We start from the raw sequence: 17732 nt of genomic DNA on the forward strand, positions 1-17732 counted from the left end.
TTACCTTCCTTTCCGTAACCTAGGGTTTAGTATTTCTTCCATCGAGTAACCAGTAAAGGCAAAGCCAATTACCACTGTTGTTATTAATATTCCTGGAGGAAGAATCCACCATATCCATGCATCCGTTAGAAACGCCCCTCTAGCTTGAGCATAATATAGTACTGTTCCCCAGCTTTTACTTAGTGGGTCACCTAAACCAAGAAAACTTAAGGAAGCTTCAATTAAAATTGCAGAACTTGCCGCTAGGACAAATTGGGATAAAGCGATTGGAACAACCCCAGGTAGGATATGTCGAGACATAATGACTCGAACTTTAGTGCCTATTGATTTAGCTGCCTCTACATACCCCTTTGTCTTGAGTGTCAAAACTTGAGAGCGAATAACCCTAGCTGGACTTGCCCACGATAGTACAGCAATAACAAAAATTATGTTCCAAAAGCTTGGTCCTATAAACGCTGCTAATAGAATCATCAATGGTAAAAATGGAATTACTAAAACCAAATCTACTAGTCTCATTAAAATTGAATCTACTCTCCCACCATAGTACCCTGCAACAATTCCTACTAACAGCCCCATTCCAATGGATAATACAGAAGCTAAAACACCTATTAATAATGAAATTCGTGTTCCATATATCAATTCACTAAAAATATCTTGGCCGACATCATTTGTTCCTAGCAAAAATTCACTATTTGGTTTCATGAAAGGTGAACCAACACGTTCACTAGGGTCAAATGGAGCTAAAATAGGAGCTGCCAATGCTATAAATAGAATAATTACAAGTATTCCTACACCGATTAATCCTAAATTATTGGTACTAAAAATTTGCCAATAATGTTGCATTTTATGCTTATCCATTGTTTCTCCCCACTTTCGGATCCAATAATGGATATAGAATATCTGCCAAGAAATTTGCAATGACAACTGCAAACGTAATAATTAAAAATGTTGCTTGTATTAATGGATAATCTCTACTTATTACTGATTCAAACATTAAGCGACCTAAACCTGGATATGCAAAGACTGTTTCTATAACAGTAGCTCCACCAAGCAAAAATCCTAAACTCAACATAAATACAGTCGCTACCGGTAATAACGCGTTCCGCATCGCATGCTTATATTTTATAACTCTTTCTTTTAGCCCCTTGGCTTTTGCCATCATAATATAATCTTCTCCAAGAACATTTAGCATCGAATATCTCATAATCATAAATGTATTAGTAACAGATATTAATACTAGTGTCAGTAAAGGGAGGGCAAGGTGCTGAGATACATCTTTAATTCTTTCCCAACCAGTATAGTTAGCCCATGCTGTTTCGCCACCAAAAACAGGAAACCAACCTAGCTTCGCTGCAAAAATAGAAACAAGAATCATTCCAACCCAAAAAGAAGGCATTGCACTTAAAAACATCATGAAGGATAAAATATTAACATCTGTTTTAGTTCCACGTTTCCATGCAGATATTGCTCCAATCATAACACCAAGGATAGTAGAAATTACTAAGCTAAGACCTGCTAATAGTAATGTCCAAGGTATTCGCTCTTTAATTAAATCTACAATAGGCTGTTTCTTTTGAAAGGAATATCCGAAATCACCTGAGAAAATGCTTTTAACGTATGTGACATATTGTTGACTGAGTGACCCATTTAAGCCATGTTTCTCCAAAATGGCTTCTCTTTCTGCAGTTGTTAAGAATGCAACCTCTTCACCAGCAAGGAAAATTAGTGGGTCACCTGGCATTAATCTCGGCAGTAAGAAGTTTAATGTCAACATTAAAAATATAACTAGACTATATTGAACAACCTTACCAGTTAGAAACTTGGACAATGGTCTCCCTCCTTGTGCTAATTTACAAATTAATACGATTATAAAAACTCTCGTAAAAGATTCGACTAAATATAGTCTTTTACAAGAGTTTTAATATTTTCCTAAGCTGATTTATCTCTTGATCCAGATCTTTTCTTTATATAAAACCCAGAAGCAGCGATAACAATAACAAATCCTAAAAGAATAAATAGTTTGTTATTAGAGTTAGAACCTTTTTCTTTTATGTCTGTATCATTCTTTTCCTTTTGATCGGTATTTTTAGGTGTTTCTTTGTTTGATGAACCTGGTACTTCTTTTTCGTCCCCAGTTGTGATAAACGATAGCTTGTGTATTATTCCCTTGCCTGCTTGGAATGTATATCCATCATAAATATTTGGGTTATATGCATTAATAACATCGTTGAAAAATAGTGTCGCGATTGGAAAATCGTCTGCTACTAGAAGCTGCATTTCATGAATTATTTTTTCTCTTTCTACCGGGTCAATTTCTTCTTTTAATTTTGTTGCTAAATTATCAAACTCTAAATTAGAATAGGCACCTAGGTTTAACGAGCCCAGGCTAAGATCTGAATGAAATAAATCTATCATCCTATCAGGTGTTAACTGTACTGGAGCAGACCACCCAAACATACCTAAATCAAAGTCTCTTCCTTGAGTTACATCAAAACTCGGCCACATGCGTTCAACAGCTGTTTCATTATCCATTGCTCGAACTTTCACGTTAATGCCGATTGCCGTTAACCATTCTGTAATTATTTCTCCTGTTCTAACTCTGACAGGGTTATTAGAAGGAACAATGGAAAATAACTCTATCTTTTCACCATTTTGATCTTCACGGAACCCATCACCATCTCTATCTACGAATCCAGCTTCTTCTAGTAATTGCTTTGCTTTATCCACATCAGTTTTATAAGGTGTAACTTCATTATTAAAAAATAGTGAAGCTGGATGAATCCAACCAGGACTGGCTACTTGACCATAACCTAATAGGACTGTATCTACTAAATATTGTGGATCAATCGCATATTTTATCGCCTGTCTAAAAGCTGTTTCCGACATAGGGTACTCAGAAGCGTTGATATGGAATAAAGTAGAACTGAAGCCAGGTCCTGTTACTACCTTAATGTTCGGATTACTTTCAAACTGTTCGACTAATTCAGGTGTAAGACTAGGTGCAATAGCGTCAAGTTGATTCCCTCTTAACGCAGTAAACATTGCTGTAGTATCTGCAATAATAGGAAATATAATTTCGTTAATTGTAGGCTTTCCTTTATGATATCCAGGGTTAGCCTTTACTTTTATAAACTGATCAGATCTATGCTCTACAAATACATATGGACCACTACCTATTGATTGATTACTTTCTTCATCAGGGTTAGTAATTTCACTCCAAATATGCTTTGGAAGAATTGGTACGTCTGATAAAGGCCCGACAACAAAGTTTGGATCCGGTTGACTTAAAACAAAAGTTAAACTTGTTGCATCATGTACTTCTATTTTTTCTACAACTCTTAATGGGTTTGTAAAGCGCGCCTTAGGATACTCTGTGAAATACTCAACAGTAAACTTAATATCTTCGGCTGTTAATAGTTCTCCATCATGCCATTTAATATTTTCATTCAAGATAAAATCATAGGTTAATGCATCTTCACTGATTTTATATTCCTTTACAAGCCAAGGTTGAGGTAATAGTTCTTCATCTAAATGAAACATCGTATCATATACAAGTTGCATCATATCAAGTCCTGGATAACCAGTGTTATACGTATAAGGATTAATTGTGAATTCATCTCGAGAAATACCAATTTTTAAAGAATCAACAATGTCTTCTTGACCATAAGCTTCTCGAACAGGAGTTAACATTAAAAGAAATATAAGCATTATGATTAAACTATTCTTCATTCCCCCAACCTCCTAATAATTTCACTATAAAAATAATAAACTTAAAAAACTACTTATTTATGATGTTTTGTCTTAATCATTATTCGACTAACTCCTGTAAATGAAAGTTCCCTTCTCTTCTAAACGCTTCTGCAAGAGCGAAGTGACCATGTGTTGCTAGCCCATGGTAAACATGAACAGCCATATCTAGAGCTTTATGTACAGCTCTACCTTTTTGGTAATGGCTTTCAAGTTTTGCAAAGCCAGGAACTAATACTTCAGCCGCGGTAGGATCTAATGCTCTTTCAAAATGTTGACCACTAAATTCCATTTGGCTTTCTAAAACGTCCATAGCTTTTACTTTCTTATCCCAAACGGAAGAAATGTCAACGACTGTATTTGGATGGTGTGGTGTCATGTAGTAAATAGTAGGAATAGGATGTGGTTTTAAATCTGCCATCTCGTCTAAAGCGAAATCTCTACTTGCCAATGCAATTGCTTCTAGAATTAAAATCATAGCGGGGCGCCTGTCTGGATCTAAATCATGGAAGGAATGTTCTGGATCTTGCGTAATGATAATATCTGGTTTGATTTCTCTAATCACTCTCACTAGTTTTTTCTTTGATTCTACACTATTGTCCACATGACCTGATTGAAAATTAGAAAATTGCATCTTTACACCAAGTACTTCAGCAGCCTTAGTTACTTGTGGTTGACTAGTTTCTCTACAAAGCATCATGGACGCAAACGACTCTCCACCATTTTCTACGTTTTTCGCAAGTGCACCTCCACACTCCACTACCTCCATACCATATACACCGAGTAATAACAGTCTTTTACCTTTCCCCATTTACATTCCCTCCTGTTTTTTAGCGATTTTACATTACCCCCCTATAGTATATAGTGGGTTGTTGTCTTAATGATAATCAAAATATTCTGAATTGTAAATACTATTTTTCACTAAAAATTCACAAAGTAATATTACATATCTTTTTTTTTGATATTTTAGTATATTTATATAATAACTTCGATCTATATGATAATAAAACCTCTCTTTTTCCTTCTATATACTAATATTCTTCTATTACTATACTTTTTCACTAAAATTCCCATCTACATACGTTATAGGGGTATATTTTCAATAACACTAATATTTTTTTCTTGTAAATTTATATGGAATGGCTTGACATACTTGTACATATTATTTGTACAAACGAGAGGAGGACTTGATTTGATACTTTTTATTATAACTATTTTTTCCATATTATCATTCCTAGTATTATTAACCTCATACATGACATTCTTGTATAGAAAACAAATCCAATCCATGACGGGTATGATGACTGCAATGGGGGTAGGAATGACTGTCAGTTTGACTATTGGGGTATTACTAGGGGGGTATTTACAAAGTGAACTCGTTACCGCAACTATATTATCAATGGGAATAGGAATACTTACTGGATTACTAGTTGGATTTCCAATAAGTCTATTAGCAGTATTAGATGGAATATTAGCTGGTGTAATGGGTGGAATGATGGGGGCAATGTTAGGGGTCATGATCTCGTTAGATGAAACAATATTACTCGTTAAACTGTTGTTATGCATTACAGTAATAGTATCATTTATTTGCATTCAACTATTTCCGAGAGTAAAAAAAGAAACCGAGTACGCTTCCATAAAGTGGTTTATTAAACCTTTATTAGTATTTATATTTTTCATCTCACTTTTTATAGGAATAGACCAAATTAACGTTTCATCAGAAAATACTAGCCAAGAACATGCAAATCACCTTAATAAAAATTCAAGTTCTAGCGAAGCTAAAACAATTGAAATTATTACATCGAATAATAAATACTCCCCAACTAAATTAGTTTTAACAAAGGCGGAAACTATAGAAATAAAACTAATTAATAGTGATGATGTTGAGCATGATTTTGAAATTTCCAATTTTCCACATAAAAAAGAATTCGAAAACACGGAACTTAATCACAACCATAATAGTCACGCCCACCATTCTCAAGTAAATAATAACGAATTTTTTCATCTTCATGTACAGCCAAACAGCACTTCAAATGTTACTTTAACACCTTTAGAAAAAGGGAATTATGAATTTTATTGTACAATTCCTGGACATAAAGAAGCAGGAATGGTTGGCATACTAGTTGTAAATTAATATACCTTTACATTTCCTTAATCAGCTTTCCTTTTAAATTAGATATTTCCATTAAAAAAGGTTCACGTTAAATAGAACGTGAACCTTTTGTTACACAACTATTCAGGTTTGTTCGGTATTACCAGGTTAAGTAATTCAGCATTATCTTTAAAATTGTAATAAACTTTCTCCGTCTCTAAGTCAAAATGTCCGTATTCTTCCTCAACATATTTATTAATTGCTTTATTTGCCAAGTAAGAGGAAACTGGGTTGCCGACAAACGCATTTGTTACAAATAATATGATGCCAATTAAGGCGATCCCGACTACTCCTGCTGCTACTTTAGAAGCTCTTTTTAGACTTGTATTCATTTTTCTCATCTCTCTTTCTTAAATACATATTTTAGTAACTTTCCAATCACAATTCCTACAGCAACCAAGACTGTATAAATCAAACTGTAAACTATAACCTTCAATTCTTAATTGAACGATTTTTTGTGTTCGTTCATCTTTTTCTTGTAGCAATTGTTTTATTCGATTTATCGTTTCTTTTGTATTAAAACTTTCAGAAAGATTTTCTGTTACATATAGTCCAAGTAGGTCATTAAATTGTACTGCGTATTTTTCTTTTCTTAATCTTTGCAACCATGTATTTCTGGCAATGGAGAAAAGCCACGTTTTCACCGATGAGTGACCTTTAAAGCTGTGAATAGAAGTTATGGCACTCACAAATGTATCCGACAATATATCTTCTGAAAGGGTAGGATTATGGGTTAGAGAAAGAAGATGAGATGTTGATACACATCTTGCTTATATTGAATATACAGATCCTCAATTTCTTTCATTCTGTACCTCCTTTCAGTAATTAGTTACATTTATCTGCGATTCGTTACATGTATTTATAAAAAATTTATTTTTATAGTCTTCGTTAAACGCCGCTGTTGATTTCCGCGCAAGTCTCCGCTTTCCGCGGGCGAGTCGGGAGCCTCCTCGGCGCAAGCGCCTGTGGGGTCTCCCGGCCCTCGCTTCTCCCGCAGGACAAGGAAGGCTACGGCAGCGGTACATCGCACGAAGAAAATGCGGTAGCATTTTCGAGGAGTCTCCAAATTGCGCGGAAATCAACAGCTATATAGATTAATAAAATTACAGTAGTAATTAAGAAAAATAAATTATTCCCTTTTTCATTTCATTTAGTTTATTGTAGTCCTTTCCCAAGATTAATTGTGTAATTATTATGAACAAAACAGCGTATTGGTTATTGTGTGATATACATCACAGTAGGATATGTAATTTGACCTTATAATTTAATTATCATCATTTTAGTAGGAGCGAGATTAATGAAGCTAAAACATACAGTAGTGATTTCTTCACTTATCTTTTCTATATTTATAGTAACTGTCGGCTGTAGTTCCATTAGTTCTAATGAGACAAATGTACAAGAAATAAAAGTTGCAGCTGCTTCTGATTTATCACTAGCTTTCAAAGAAATTGGGAAACTTTTTGAAGAAGAGACAGGTGCCAAAGTTACCTTTTCTTTTGGTTCCACTGGACAGTTAGCGGATCAAATAGGGCACGGGGCGCCATTTGATGTGTTCGCTGCTGCCAATATTCAGTTTGTAGACTATTTAAAAGAAAAAGAGTTAATAATCCGTGAAACACAAACTACCTATGCTTTTGGGCGAATTGGAATTGCAACGAAATTAGATAACGACATGAACATTAAAACACTTCATGATTTATTGAAACCCGAGGTAAAAAAAATCGCCATCGCTAATCCTGACCATGCTCCTTACGGTTTAGCTGCTAAGCAGGCGCTTGAGACAACTGGAATATGGGAGCAACTAGAGTGCAAGCTAGTTTATGGTCGTAATATTTCTGATACACTAGCTTACATGGAAACTGGCAATGTAGAAGCAAGCATTGTCGCATTATCTCTTTTTAATGAAGAAAAAATGAGCTTTCATCTTATCGATGAACCGTTACATGCACCACTTGAGCAGTCTATAGCTGTTATTGGAAGGACTTCCGAATATCATCTTGCAAATGAGTTTATTCAATTTATTAAAGGGCCAGTTGGGAAGCCAGTCATGGAGCGGTACGGATTCATAGTTCCGGAGGGAAAGTAAATGATTGGTGACATTAATCTTTTTCCTTTAATGCTTTCGTTTAGAGTTGCCATTACGGCAACCATACTCGCATTTATTATTGGTATCCCCATCGCCTACTACTTAAATAAATCAAATAGCAGACTAGCAGATTTAGTGGACACCCTTATCACTTTACCTATCGTTTTACCTCCGACTGTTTTAGGTTATTATTTGCTAGTTTTATTGGGAAGACAAAGCAGTATTGGGAAGTTTTTAGAAGAAACATTTGATATAACAATTGTGTTTACTCCAACGGGAGCTGTTATCGCCGCATTAATTGTTTCCATTCCTTTTCTAATAAAGTCAGCCCGTTCTGCATTTGCAGGAGTTGACCCAACGTTATTAAACGCTGCAAGAGTGTTAGGGCGTTCAGAGTTTAATATCTTTTTAACAATTGTCATGCCATTAGCTTGGCAAGGAGTTGCTGCTGGTATTACACTTGCCTTTGCAAGAGCCCTTGGAGATTTTGGCGCAACACTTATGGTTGCTGGAAGCATACCAAACGAAACGATGACAATGCCGATAGCCATATACGATGCATTACTGGCAGGAAATCGTGAGTTAGCTAATATCCTTGTTTTTATTATGACAGCTGTTTCCTTAAGTGTTTTATACATTATTAATAGACTTGAAAAAAAAGTGACTAGGTGATTGTTATGCTGAAACTAACTATTTCAAAAAAATTAAATACGTTCCAATTAAATGCTTCTTTCCAAGTTAGTTCAGGTATTACAGGTATTATCGGCCCATCTGGTTGTGGGAAGAGTGTCACATTACAAAGTATAGCCGGTCTTATATCTCCTGATAAAGGAGAGATTATCATCAATGAAAAGCCAGTTTTTCAATCCGCAAACCGACTTAATGAGAAACCAAAGGATAGAAAAATCGGTTATGTTTTTCAAAACTACGCGCTCTTTCCTCACCTTACAGTAGAAAAAAATATCGAGTATGGATTAAAAGGTATAAATTCAATTGAGAAAAAGAAAAAAGTAGCAGACATCATGGAGAAAGTTCAATTAGGTGGTTATGAGAATCACTATCCAAGCCAATTATCAGGGGGACAGCAACAAAGAGTTGCACTTGCTAGAACGTTAGTAACTGAACCTGAATTACTTTTATTAGACGAGCCATTTTCTGCCCTAGATAGCCAAGTGAAACATACGCTTGAACAAGAACTTCTCTACCTTATAAAATCTAATTTTTCTGGAACTGTTCTTCTAGTCACACACGATATGGAAGAAGCATATCGTCTCTGTGACAATATTATTTTAATGGATAACGGGAGCATTATTCAGGTTGGGAAAAAAGAAGAGGTGTTTAAAAAACCTAGAACAGTAGAGGGTGCTAAGATAATTGGTTGTGAGAATATTTTAAAGATAGATTCGTTTAAAGATGGTAGTACTTATATTGAGTGTGTAGTCAATAACATCTCATTAAAAGTTAGTAAAGTGAAAAACGCTGATTATTTTCACCTGGGTTTATATGCTAACAATATAAAATTTGTAGCAACTGATTATAATGGCACGAATACTTTTCCATACACAATAAGTAGTGTAGTAAGTGGTATACATTACTCACAAGTTAATTTAATCATAGAAAAAGCATTTACTTTACACGCTAACGTTCCAAACGATCAGTTACAATTAATAGCTAAAGAGGATTGTATGTTATATATCCACCCGAATGATTTACTCTTGCTAGAATAGATGAATAGCTTCATTTGATTACCAACGCTCCTTACTATTATAATAAGTACAAAAAACGATTTGTAGGATGTGTTGAACTTGGAACAAGAAGATATTTGGACTGGCAGTTATTTTGACTTATCTATTGAACTACCTTTAACAACTGACTCTAGAAAGATAAAAGAAGCATTATCCTCTATCAAGCAGCTTGATAAATTTTCCTTTACTATTTTTGATGATCCTCTTCAAGTTGGAGACGTTCTTTATTTACAAGGAACAGTAGGAGATTATCCGTGTATGTTATCGGTAATGGTAGTAGAGAATGAGGCCACTTGGTTAGACTTTTCTTTACCAGTTAATTTGTTAGAGACAAAATTTAATGTCGTTTATCCTCTAACAGTAGATAACAATACATGGATTAGTAGCATTCACAAATTGTATACCGATTTGGCAACCTCTATTTTTAAGAGGCTTCCTTTTCATATGGCGATAATTGGAGAGGAAGTTGCAGGGATGACGACATCCACCGAACTTGACGTCGCAACTTTACAGACAATGTCGGCTATATTACCTTTAGAATTACAAAAGAAGTTAGACTTAGAGTCAGACGGGGAACTCCTTTCTCATCAGTTAAGGTTTTATCCAAGATAATTGGTGAACTCATAAAAACGGTAGTGCCCGCTAAAAGTTAGAGTTATGTTCTAACTTTTAGCGGGCACTACTTGTGAATATATCTTATAATCCTAACCTTTCCAACAACCAATCTTGTAGGTCATCTTTTGTGTCATTCCCAATTTTCAGCGTGCCTAGTACAACCCCTTTACCAATCAGCTGAATTTCCGGCACCGCAACTTCTTTCGTTATATTCACACTATATACCACTGTTTCTATATGTCGGATTGGAATCCGATTAATATTGATAACACCTTCACTAACTAAATAACCATCCTCTGTAAGTTCAACTTTATTTTTGTTCCATGAAAACTCATTGTCATTAATTATCTTCTTTTTTGTGTTTTTCGGACTAAATAAACCCATTGTTGAATCACCCCTTATATTACAATATTGTAACAAACTATCTAATTATTTTGAAATATAATGATGGAAAGTTTTTCAAAATGTTATATGTGTTATAATATATATACATGATTAAATAAGGAGGCCAAAGAAATGAGTCTTCCACAAAGTAAAAAAGTATCCTTACAAGAATTTTATTTACAAAGAGAACGGACTGAAGAACTGTTAGAATATATTGATGGGTTTATCTTTATGAGTCCTTCCCCATCTACGAAACACCAACGTATATCAGGCAAGCTACATGCAAAGTTATTCTCTCACCTTAATGGTTCTGGATGTGAAGTGTTTAGCGCTCCTTACGATATTGAGCTTCAGAGAGAAAAGGTGGAAGGAACAAAAATTGTCATCCCTGACTTATCCGTCATCTGTGAAAAAGAGGGATTTCAAGAAAATAAGTATGTAGGGGTTCCTTCTGTAATCATTGAGATTTTGTCTCCATCCAATCAGTCTCATGATTTAGTTACAAAGTTAAACATTTACATGCAATATGGAGTAAAAGAATATTGGATCGTTAATCCAATGTTAAATGCTGTTCAAATATATGCTTTAGACACAGAAGGTAATTATCAACAAATTAGTATACTTAAAGAAAAAGGAACCATTCATTCTTCACTTTTAAATGATTTTAAAGTGGAGCTTGATGAACTTTTTACGTAAGTTGGTCTTAAATGACCAGCTTTTTTATGTGCCCTTTTTTAAAATATAGTAAATTAGTTAGTTACGAAAGTAAGTATAGCTTGTAAGGCAAAAGCAAAAAAGTTGTAATAATAACATCCATAGCTATTTTCTTCTTTTCTCTTCGTTTATATTTATTATCAAAAAAATATCTCAAACAGTAAAATATTGTAAAAACAGTTAGTAACTCCAAGATAGATAGTTTCATGAAATTCCTCTTTCTTCTATTGATTAAAATAAGTTTTTCTTTAAACCGTCAAACCTAGTAAACTCTTCCTCATGCTTAACATATATTTCATAATCACTGGAATGCTTGTTTCGATGTCTTTTTATGATGATATTGATGTCTCTAGTTTTCAGTTGAAATAAATTTCCACCAATATACTCTACTTCTATACTCTCGTTGTAAAAGTCTTTATCAAAATCAAAAGATTCATCAAATTCATCTTTAGCTAATTCAAAAAAAATTGGAGCAAGTCCTTTTATCTCTTTCTCTGTTTTATAACTATGGTATAACTCTTTTGGATTCATGAACAAAGCTACTATTATTACTCCTACAACTAGAAGGTATACTAAGATTCTCTTCAAATGAGATTCCCCCTAAAAAAAGTCACTTACTAACTATAATAAAAGAAAGTGCTAATCATAAGACGATTAACACCTTCTAGCGGTTTCACTATTTAATTTTGTTGTAACTTAGACTTTATATAATTCCTTACTTCCTCTTCATTCACAATGTCTCTTTTAGGGAGGATATAGGCACTGACAGAGCTGTTGTATATGTAGAAGAACTTGTCATCTTCTTTAAACTCATTAACTCCTGACCACTTTACTTTCGTTTCCCCAGAACTAGTTTCTTCTGAAAAGCCATCTTCGTTTAAACTAAATACATGATTACCTAGTAAACCTTCATTCTTACCTTCTTTTATCATTTTTTTCACATTGCGAATTACGTGACTATAAAAATACTTTGGATAGAATAAAATCCAAACAATACTTAATATGAAAAAAGGAATAAACATAGCTAAGAATGGCACATCAAGTATGACTGAAAATACATACGAAAAGCCTAGAAAGAAAAGCGGTGAAACAAATCGTTGTAACATTAATGATTTTTTTGCAGTTTGTGAGTTTTTTAGATGAAAGAGATTAAAATGTAAAAAGTCTTCTTCTGTTAGGTTATATCGTAAGTCCATATTCATCTTCCTTTTATTTTTTACTTTAGTCTCATATATTCTCGCACTCTATGAAAATCCCTTTAATTTATTAAAATATCAATAAGGGAGTGTTTGGATACATGGCATGTCCAAGAATGTTACACTTAGGCTCCGATTTCGGTCACTTCGGCACTTGTTTCAGTCACTTTGACTCTAGCTTCGGTCACTTCGACTCTAGCTTCGGTCACTTCGACTCTAGCTTCGGTCACTTCGACTCTCACTTCAGTTATTTTGACTCCAACTTCAGTCACTTCGGCCCTGGCCTCGTTTCATATATACTTATGATAAAATTACTTACAAAGAATAATTAAATTAGGTGTGATTTCATAATGAGTTTAATCGAAAAAATGTATACGTTCTTCATACTATCCTCCGTTATTATCGGAATTGTTATTGGCCAAGTTAGTTTAATACAATCAAACGCAGAATTTTTCATTGTGCCAATATTAGTCGTAATGCTCTATTTTACTTTCCTTCAAATTCCATTGACAGAAATCAAACGTGCTTTTAAAAACACAAAGTTCACCTATACGTCTGTTATCATAAACTTTGTATGGATTCCTGTATTAGCATGGATATTGGCATCCGTATTTTTAGGCAATACGCCTGCATTGTATATTGGTTTTATTATGTTGATGGTAACTCCATGTACAGATTGGTATTTAATATTCACAGGATTAGCTAGAGGAAATGTTGCCCTATCAACAGCTATCTTACCTTTGAATTTAATCTTACAAGTCCTTTTATTACCTTTCTATTTGCTCATTTTCGGAGGTACGACAGAATTTATTCAGCTCTCCTTTCTAGTCGAAAGTATTCTGATTGTGTTATTCCTTCCTTTGGCTTTGGCTATCGTATCAAAAAGGTTCAATAGAATTAGTACCGTCTTAGTTAGTAAATTTAGCGTGTTCCCCATTATTTTGTTAAACTTTGCGATTATGGCTATGTTCGCTTCTCAAGGTCATTTACTGATCACCAATATAGATTTAATTTGGAAAATAACAATACCTATTCTCTTGTTTTTTGTTTTGAACTTTTTTGTTGGACAATTGGCTGGAAGACTTATGAAATTCTCCTATCAAGATAGAACTAGCTTAAGTTTAACTACGTTAGCGAGAAATTCACCAGTCGCTCTAGCAATCGCAATGACAGCATTCCCAGACCAACCTTTGATTGCCTTAACATTAGTAATTGGGCCATTATTGGAATTGCCTATTTTAGCTATCATTACTCAGGTTTTATTATTTTTAAATAAAGGAAGAAGGTAACACACTTCTTTTTCTGAAGAAATTTGGCGCGGGAAGTAAGCATCAACGCGCCTTTTTCAAACAAAAGATTATTTGTTTATTTCTAGATTAATTGCATCCGATGAATACAGCATAACAATTAAACTACCTCCGTATCGTTTGGCCTTTATTAAAATAGGTTGGTTATACTGATTTTGAAAGCGAAAGTCTGGACCGTACCAACTTACTGTTGCATCTCGACCTGGTCTTACGTAAGGAACACTCCTACTATGTGAATACCTCTCCACAATTTTTAATCCTGCAAGGTCTACAGCATTAAATAACGTAGAAGAGACTTGGCAAATTCCTCCGCCAACACCTTCAGATAATTCGCCTCTTATTATAATAGGTGCAAGTAAGTAACCTCTTCCTTCCGTTCGCATCCCTACTACTTGATTAAAAGAAAAGACTTCATTTGGAAATACAACATAATTATCAATTGCTTCTGCTGCAAGAGTAATATTATGAGTCCGACTTATATTTCTAGAATTAAAGAATGTCACAAACTGTCCTATTTTTTTCACCTTAATTTGTGAAAGAATTTCGCTATCTACCTTTGGATAGATAGGAATCTTAGGGACCTCAATCACAGTTGATCGATTATGATATAAATAATCATAATAAAGTTCTAAAAATGCCTCTTTGTTTAATTTGTAGCCAACTTCTTCGGAAACAATTCTGCCGTCATCACCGATGGTTGCGTTTTTTGGCTCAAGGAATATATCTTTTTCTAACGTCTGAAGTAATTGTTCCGTAGCTACACTATTGACGAGCGGAACGTCTAGGATTGAAGTCATTACCTCGTCCTTGCTTATAACCATTATGGTTTGTCCATTATCTTTAAGTGTTAAATAATCAGTATCATTTGTAGTATTAGAAAAGATTAACAACAAAATAAAAAAAATGTTCATAATTAGTATAGGGCCACCTCCCAATTCTAGTATGAACAAAAGTCCGTATTTATAGTTTATTTTCATGGAATTCAAATCTCCTCAAACCAACATCTTGACGAATTTCAAGCATAATGCTTTCGTGGGAAGTATGAAAAACCAATTCATCATTTTTTGCGCTAAATAACTCTTTAGTCGCAATCTCGTCAGGTACAGGTTTAATAGCCGCCTTTTCATCAATGATTTCTTGCCCATTCTTAATGTGTGATGACAATAACTTAGAGATATTCAAGTAAGTTTTTCTCAAGTATTATTTTATGTAATCCTCTCTCATTTGTGTAAGTCTCGATCACATCAAATCCATGTTTAATATTTAAAATTAGCATGTTACGCCATTTGTTCATTGTTTTTGTTTGCACAACTTTATACCCTTGTTCCTTCAAATAATCATGTTGTTTCTCCATTAAGATGGAAGCAATACCTTGATTTCTATAAGTAGAATCTACCCCACCTAACCAACTATAGAATGTTTCATTATCTAATTCATAGCCAATCTTATATCCTATTACTTTTTTGCCATCCATAGCTATATTGATTAATAGTCGAGGTTTATTACACATTTTGTTTATTAAATCATCAGTAGTACCAAATATATCTGCATGTAGGTCTACTATTGCATTTAATAAATCACTATCAGGCATGGACTTACATATAATAAATTTTAACATTTTTAAATCCTTCCCTTTTTTAAAAATCTTAATTAATTGTGAATATGGAAAATCATTAATTTTCATGACCATGGTGTTGTTCTATTGGTGCAATGGGTTGTTTATGTGCCTCTGTTTGACTTAATTGAAATCCTATAGAGATGAATAAACATAATACAATGGTGACAAGAATTGGTTTCCAAATCCACCTTATTGTTACTGTTTCATCTTGATACTTATCTGATTTGGGAATGATAAAAATTAATAATGAAGAACATATTGTAATGACTAGGAAAAACATTAACAAAAAAGAAGATTGATTGATGGAGATCTTCTCCCCTAGCATTGCTCCCATCATTGCCCCCATTGTACTAGACATGACACCTTCTACCGATATTAAAATACCATAAGGAAAACTACTAATAATAGCAAATACAACTCCTATTAGAATGGATATGATTGTCGAAGTAAATAAATCTCCTTTGTACAGTACTCCGAAGAGGAGTCCAGCAGTGACACTGAGACTCATAGATAAAGACATAGTAATGACCATCGCAGACATAGTTCTTAATTTATTTCGGAACCTAAAAGCACAGATACAACTAACAATTGATATGCTACCTAACGAAAATAATATATAGTAAAAAAAGGTATTCAATTACATCTCCTCCTTTCATTACATATATATGCGAACAAAAAGTTGGACATGTATTTCAAATACTTATCTCCAAGATCATCAATAAAACTACACAATATTAGAAGAAAACTGCACACTTTCTTCAAACTTTTCTTATAGACTTGTGTATAAGAGTAAGGAGTCGAATCAAGTGAGATTCTCATTAAAATTAAGTTTATGGTTTTTTGTTTGCATCATAATTATTGAAGGCATCTCCATGATATTTCTACATCAGCATGTGGTAGAGTCTTTAGTAGAAGAAGAGCTCCATGCTTTAAAAGCTAGAGGTAATAACCACCGTGATGTTCTAGCATCTTCTTTTGACATAACTACAATGGAACATATTTCTCAAATGGAAACTCATACCGATACAGATGTATTTATTTTGAATTCAAATGGAGAAATCATTACATCATCTAGTCCCCACTCACATCACATACGGGAATTAGAATTGAATGATGAAGTACCAAGAGAAGGACTTATTCTTCAATCCAATTGGAGAAAGGGAGAATATCTTTCAACCGTTTCCCCTTATGATGCTGGATATGGGAACATTGGTTATGTTTTTATGATCAAAAAGACCGATACAATACAAGGGATTATTTCAAAATTAAACCACCATTTCTTAATAGCTGCGATTGTTATTACCTTCTTTATGTTAATTACTATTTTCTTTTTAGTAAATGTGTTAACAAAGCCGCTAAATTCGATGAAAATGGCTACCGAGAAGATAAGTAAAGGCGACTTTTCCGTTACACTTCCTGTCTCAACAAAAGATGAGGTTGGTGATTTAGCTTCATCCATTCAAACATTGGCGAACGACTTAAATTATTTAAAGAAGGAGAGAAACGAATTTTTAGCCAGTATCTCTCATGAATTAAGAACTCCGTTGACTTATATTAAAGGTTATGCAGACATTGCTAAACGAAAAGATACAACAGAGGAAGAAAGAATAGAATATTTGTCCATTATTCACGAAGAAGCAGGAAAGGTACATCATCTCTTAGAGGAACTATTTGATTTGGCAAAATTAGATCAAAATATGTTTACTATTAATAAAGAAACAACCGACTTACAACTTTTGTTAGAAGGCATTTTTCAAAAAGTAATGCCTGTCTTCCTAAATAAAAATATAACATTAGAGCTAAAATGTGAAAACCCTTGGAAAGTGAACATAGATCCTAAAAGAATAGAGCAAGTACTTGTTAATCTCTTGGACAATGCACTTAAATATTCTGAAAGCGGCACTACTACCACTGTTGTAGTAAAAAAAGAAAATAAAAATATTTTTATTATGATAACAGATCAAGGAATAGGCATCCCTAACGAAGATTTACCATACATCTTTAATCGATTTTATCGAGTTGAAAAATCTCGTTCTCGACTCACAGGAGGCGTAGGGTTAGGACTATCCATTGTGAAAGAATTGGTCGAAGCTCATCATGGAGATATTAGTGTTAGGAGTAAATTAGATGAGGGAACTACTTTTACAATTAGGTTAAAGGAGAAGTAA

General features: G+C 33.9%; 21 protein-coding genes and 2 pseudogenes. 9 read left to right on the plus strand and 14 right to left on the minus strand.

Features of this window, described 5'->3' with window-relative positions; translation table 11 throughout:
* From CDZ92_RS11425 to CDZ92_RS11440, 4 genes are all read right to left on the minus strand, one after another.
* On the minus strand, positions 1 to 858 hold the full coding sequence (locus CDZ92_RS11425) for an ABC transporter permease (RefSeq protein WP_096155366.1): 858 nt from the start codon (positions 856 to 858) through the stop codon (positions 1 to 3).
* Complete coding sequence (locus CDZ92_RS11430; RefSeq protein WP_096155367.1) at positions 851 to 1828, minus strand: ABC transporter permease; 978 nt, start codon at positions 1826 to 1828, stop codon at positions 851 to 853. Before CDZ92_RS11430 ends, CDZ92_RS11425 begins: the two co-directional genes overlap by 8 nt.
* Positions 1829 to 1929: 101 nt before the next feature.
* Positions 1930 to 3729, minus strand: a complete 1800-nt coding sequence (locus CDZ92_RS11435) for an ABC transporter substrate-binding protein (protein ID WP_096155368.1) — start codon at positions 3727 to 3729, stop codon at positions 1930 to 1932.
* A 79-nt stretch (positions 3730 to 3808) separates the two neighbouring features.
* The gene (locus CDZ92_RS11440) at positions 3809 to 4558 is read right to left on the minus strand and encodes a PIG-L deacetylase family protein (protein WP_096155369.1); all 750 of its coding nucleotides are present in this window, start codon (positions 4556 to 4558) and stop codon (positions 3809 to 3811) included.
* Positions 4559 to 4939: 381 nt separating this feature from the next.
* On the opposite strand from CDZ92_RS11440, the gene CDZ92_RS11445 reads away from it, so the two are divergent.
* A complete protein-coding gene (locus CDZ92_RS11445) occupies positions 4940 to 5881 on the plus strand; it encodes a cupredoxin domain-containing protein (RefSeq protein ID WP_157842761.1) in 942 nt (313 codons plus the stop codon).
* 98 nt (positions 5882 to 5979) lie between these two features.
* On the opposite strand, the gene CDZ92_RS11450 is transcribed toward CDZ92_RS11445, so the two are convergent.
* The 3 genes and pseudogenes from CDZ92_RS11450 to CDZ92_RS20615 all read right to left on the minus strand — a co-directional run bounded on the left by CDZ92_RS11450 (position 5980) and on the right by CDZ92_RS20615 (position 6901).
* Positions 5980 to 6231, minus strand: coding sequence for a YfjL-like protein (locus CDZ92_RS11450; protein WP_096155371.1), 252 nt, complete (start codon positions 6229 to 6231; stop codon positions 5980 to 5982).
* Between the two features lie 18 nt (positions 6232 to 6249).
* A pseudogene (locus CDZ92_RS11455) lies at positions 6250 to 6636 on the minus strand (RNA polymerase sigma factor); the annotation flags it as partial.
* 81 nt (positions 6637 to 6717) lie between these two features.
* A pseudogene (locus CDZ92_RS20615) lies at positions 6718 to 6901 on the minus strand (hypothetical protein).
* 295 nt (positions 6902 to 7196) lie between these two features.
* On the opposite strand from CDZ92_RS20615, the gene modA reads away from it, so the two are divergent.
* The 4 genes from modA (at position 7197) to CDZ92_RS11475 (ending at position 10342) form a co-directional block, all read left to right on the plus strand.
* Positions 7197 to 7985, plus strand: coding sequence for a molybdate ABC transporter substrate-binding protein (modA, locus tag CDZ92_RS11460; protein WP_096155373.1), 789 nt, complete (start codon positions 7197 to 7199; stop codon positions 7983 to 7985).
* A gap of 3 nt (positions 7986 to 7988) precedes the next feature.
* Positions 7989 to 8657: a molybdate ABC transporter permease subunit gene (gene modB / locus CDZ92_RS11465; protein ID WP_096156982.1), complete on the plus strand. Its 669-nt coding sequence runs from the start codon at positions 7989 to 7991 to the stop codon at positions 8655 to 8657.
* 5 nt (positions 8658 to 8662) lie between these two features.
* Positions 8663 to 9712, plus strand: a complete 1050-nt coding sequence (locus CDZ92_RS11470; protein WP_096155374.1) for a sulfate/molybdate ABC transporter ATP-binding protein — start codon at positions 8663 to 8665, stop codon at positions 9710 to 9712.
* 78 nt (positions 9713 to 9790) lie between these two features.
* Positions 9791 to 10342, plus strand: coding sequence for a hypothetical protein (locus CDZ92_RS11475; RefSeq protein ID WP_096155375.1), 552 nt, complete (start codon positions 9791 to 9793; stop codon positions 10340 to 10342).
* An 84-nt stretch (positions 10343 to 10426) separates the two neighbouring features.
* Here CDZ92_RS11475 and CDZ92_RS11480 read toward each other — a convergent pair whose 3' ends face one another.
* On the minus strand, positions 10427 to 10729 hold the full coding sequence (locus CDZ92_RS11480) for a hypothetical protein (protein WP_096155376.1): 303 nt from the start codon (positions 10727 to 10729) through the stop codon (positions 10427 to 10429).
* Positions 10730 to 10861: 132 nt separating this feature from the next.
* Between CDZ92_RS11480 and CDZ92_RS11485 the strand changes: the two genes are divergently transcribed.
* A complete protein-coding gene (locus CDZ92_RS11485) occupies positions 10862 to 11425 on the plus strand; it encodes a Uma2 family endonuclease (RefSeq protein WP_096155377.1) in 564 nt (187 codons plus the stop codon).
* A gap of 249 nt (positions 11426 to 11674) precedes the next feature.
* Here the strand turns inward: CDZ92_RS11485 and CDZ92_RS11490 are convergent, their stop codons facing one another.
* Both CDZ92_RS11490 and CDZ92_RS11495 read right to left on the minus strand, forming a co-directional pair.
* On the minus strand, positions 11675 to 12031 hold the full coding sequence (locus CDZ92_RS11490) for a hypothetical protein (RefSeq protein ID WP_096155378.1): 357 nt from the start codon (positions 12029 to 12031) through the stop codon (positions 11675 to 11677).
* Positions 12032 to 12123: 92 nt separating this feature from the next.
* The gene (locus tag CDZ92_RS11495; protein ID WP_096155379.1) at positions 12124 to 12639 is read right to left on the minus strand and encodes a YcxB family protein; all 516 of its coding nucleotides are present in this window, start codon (positions 12637 to 12639) and stop codon (positions 12124 to 12126) included.
* A 101-nt stretch (positions 12640 to 12740) separates the two neighbouring features.
* Between CDZ92_RS11495 and CDZ92_RS19640 the strand changes: the two genes are divergently transcribed.
* Together CDZ92_RS19640 and CDZ92_RS11500 are read left to right on the plus strand one after the other, a co-directional pair.
* Positions 12741 to 12971, plus strand: a complete 231-nt coding sequence (locus CDZ92_RS19640) for a hypothetical protein (RefSeq protein ID WP_141395220.1) — start codon at positions 12741 to 12743, stop codon at positions 12969 to 12971.
* Positions 12972 to 12989: 18 nt separating this feature from the next.
* Complete coding sequence (locus CDZ92_RS11500; RefSeq protein ID WP_096155380.1) at positions 12990 to 13928, plus strand: arsenic resistance protein; 939 nt, start codon at positions 12990 to 12992, stop codon at positions 13926 to 13928.
* Between the two features lie 68 nt (positions 13929 to 13996).
* Here CDZ92_RS11500 and CDZ92_RS11505 read toward each other — a convergent pair whose 3' ends face one another.
* Genes CDZ92_RS11505 through CDZ92_RS11520 form a run of 4 tightly spaced genes read right to left on the minus strand, consistent with a single transcriptional unit; the run spans position 13997 to position 16201 of the window.
* Entirely contained in the window at positions 13997 to 14860 is an 864-nt protein-coding gene (locus tag CDZ92_RS11505; RefSeq protein ID WP_441296498.1) for a VanW family protein, read from the minus strand.
* 46 nt (positions 14861 to 14906) lie between these two features.
* Positions 14907 to 15128, minus strand: a complete 222-nt coding sequence (locus CDZ92_RS11510) for a hypothetical protein (RefSeq protein ID WP_198508249.1) — start codon at positions 15126 to 15128, stop codon at positions 14907 to 14909.
* Positions 15115 to 15564 carry a GNAT family N-acetyltransferase gene (locus CDZ92_RS11515; protein ID WP_227521526.1) on the minus strand — a complete coding sequence of 150 codons (450 nt, stop codon included), beginning with the start codon at positions 15562 to 15564 and terminating at the stop codon, positions 15115 to 15117. The genes CDZ92_RS11510 and CDZ92_RS11515 overlap by 14 nt, the downstream gene beginning before the upstream one ends.
* A 55-nt stretch (positions 15565 to 15619) precedes the next feature.
* On the minus strand, positions 15620 to 16201 hold the full coding sequence (locus CDZ92_RS11520; protein WP_096155382.1) for a hypothetical protein: 582 nt from the start codon (positions 16199 to 16201) through the stop codon (positions 15620 to 15622).
* 169 nt (positions 16202 to 16370) lie between these two features.
* Here CDZ92_RS11520 and CDZ92_RS11525 point away from each other — a divergent pair, with 169 nt between their 5' ends.
* The gene (locus CDZ92_RS11525) at positions 16371 to 17732 is read left to right on the plus strand and encodes a sensor histidine kinase (protein ID WP_255249809.1); all 1362 of its coding nucleotides are present in this window, start codon (positions 16371 to 16373) and stop codon (positions 17730 to 17732) included.

This window comes from Bacillus sp. FJAT-45066, assembly GCF_002335755.1.
Lineage (GTDB): Bacteria > Bacillota > Bacilli > Bacillales > Bacillaceae_I > Bacillus_CD > Bacillus_CD alkalisoli.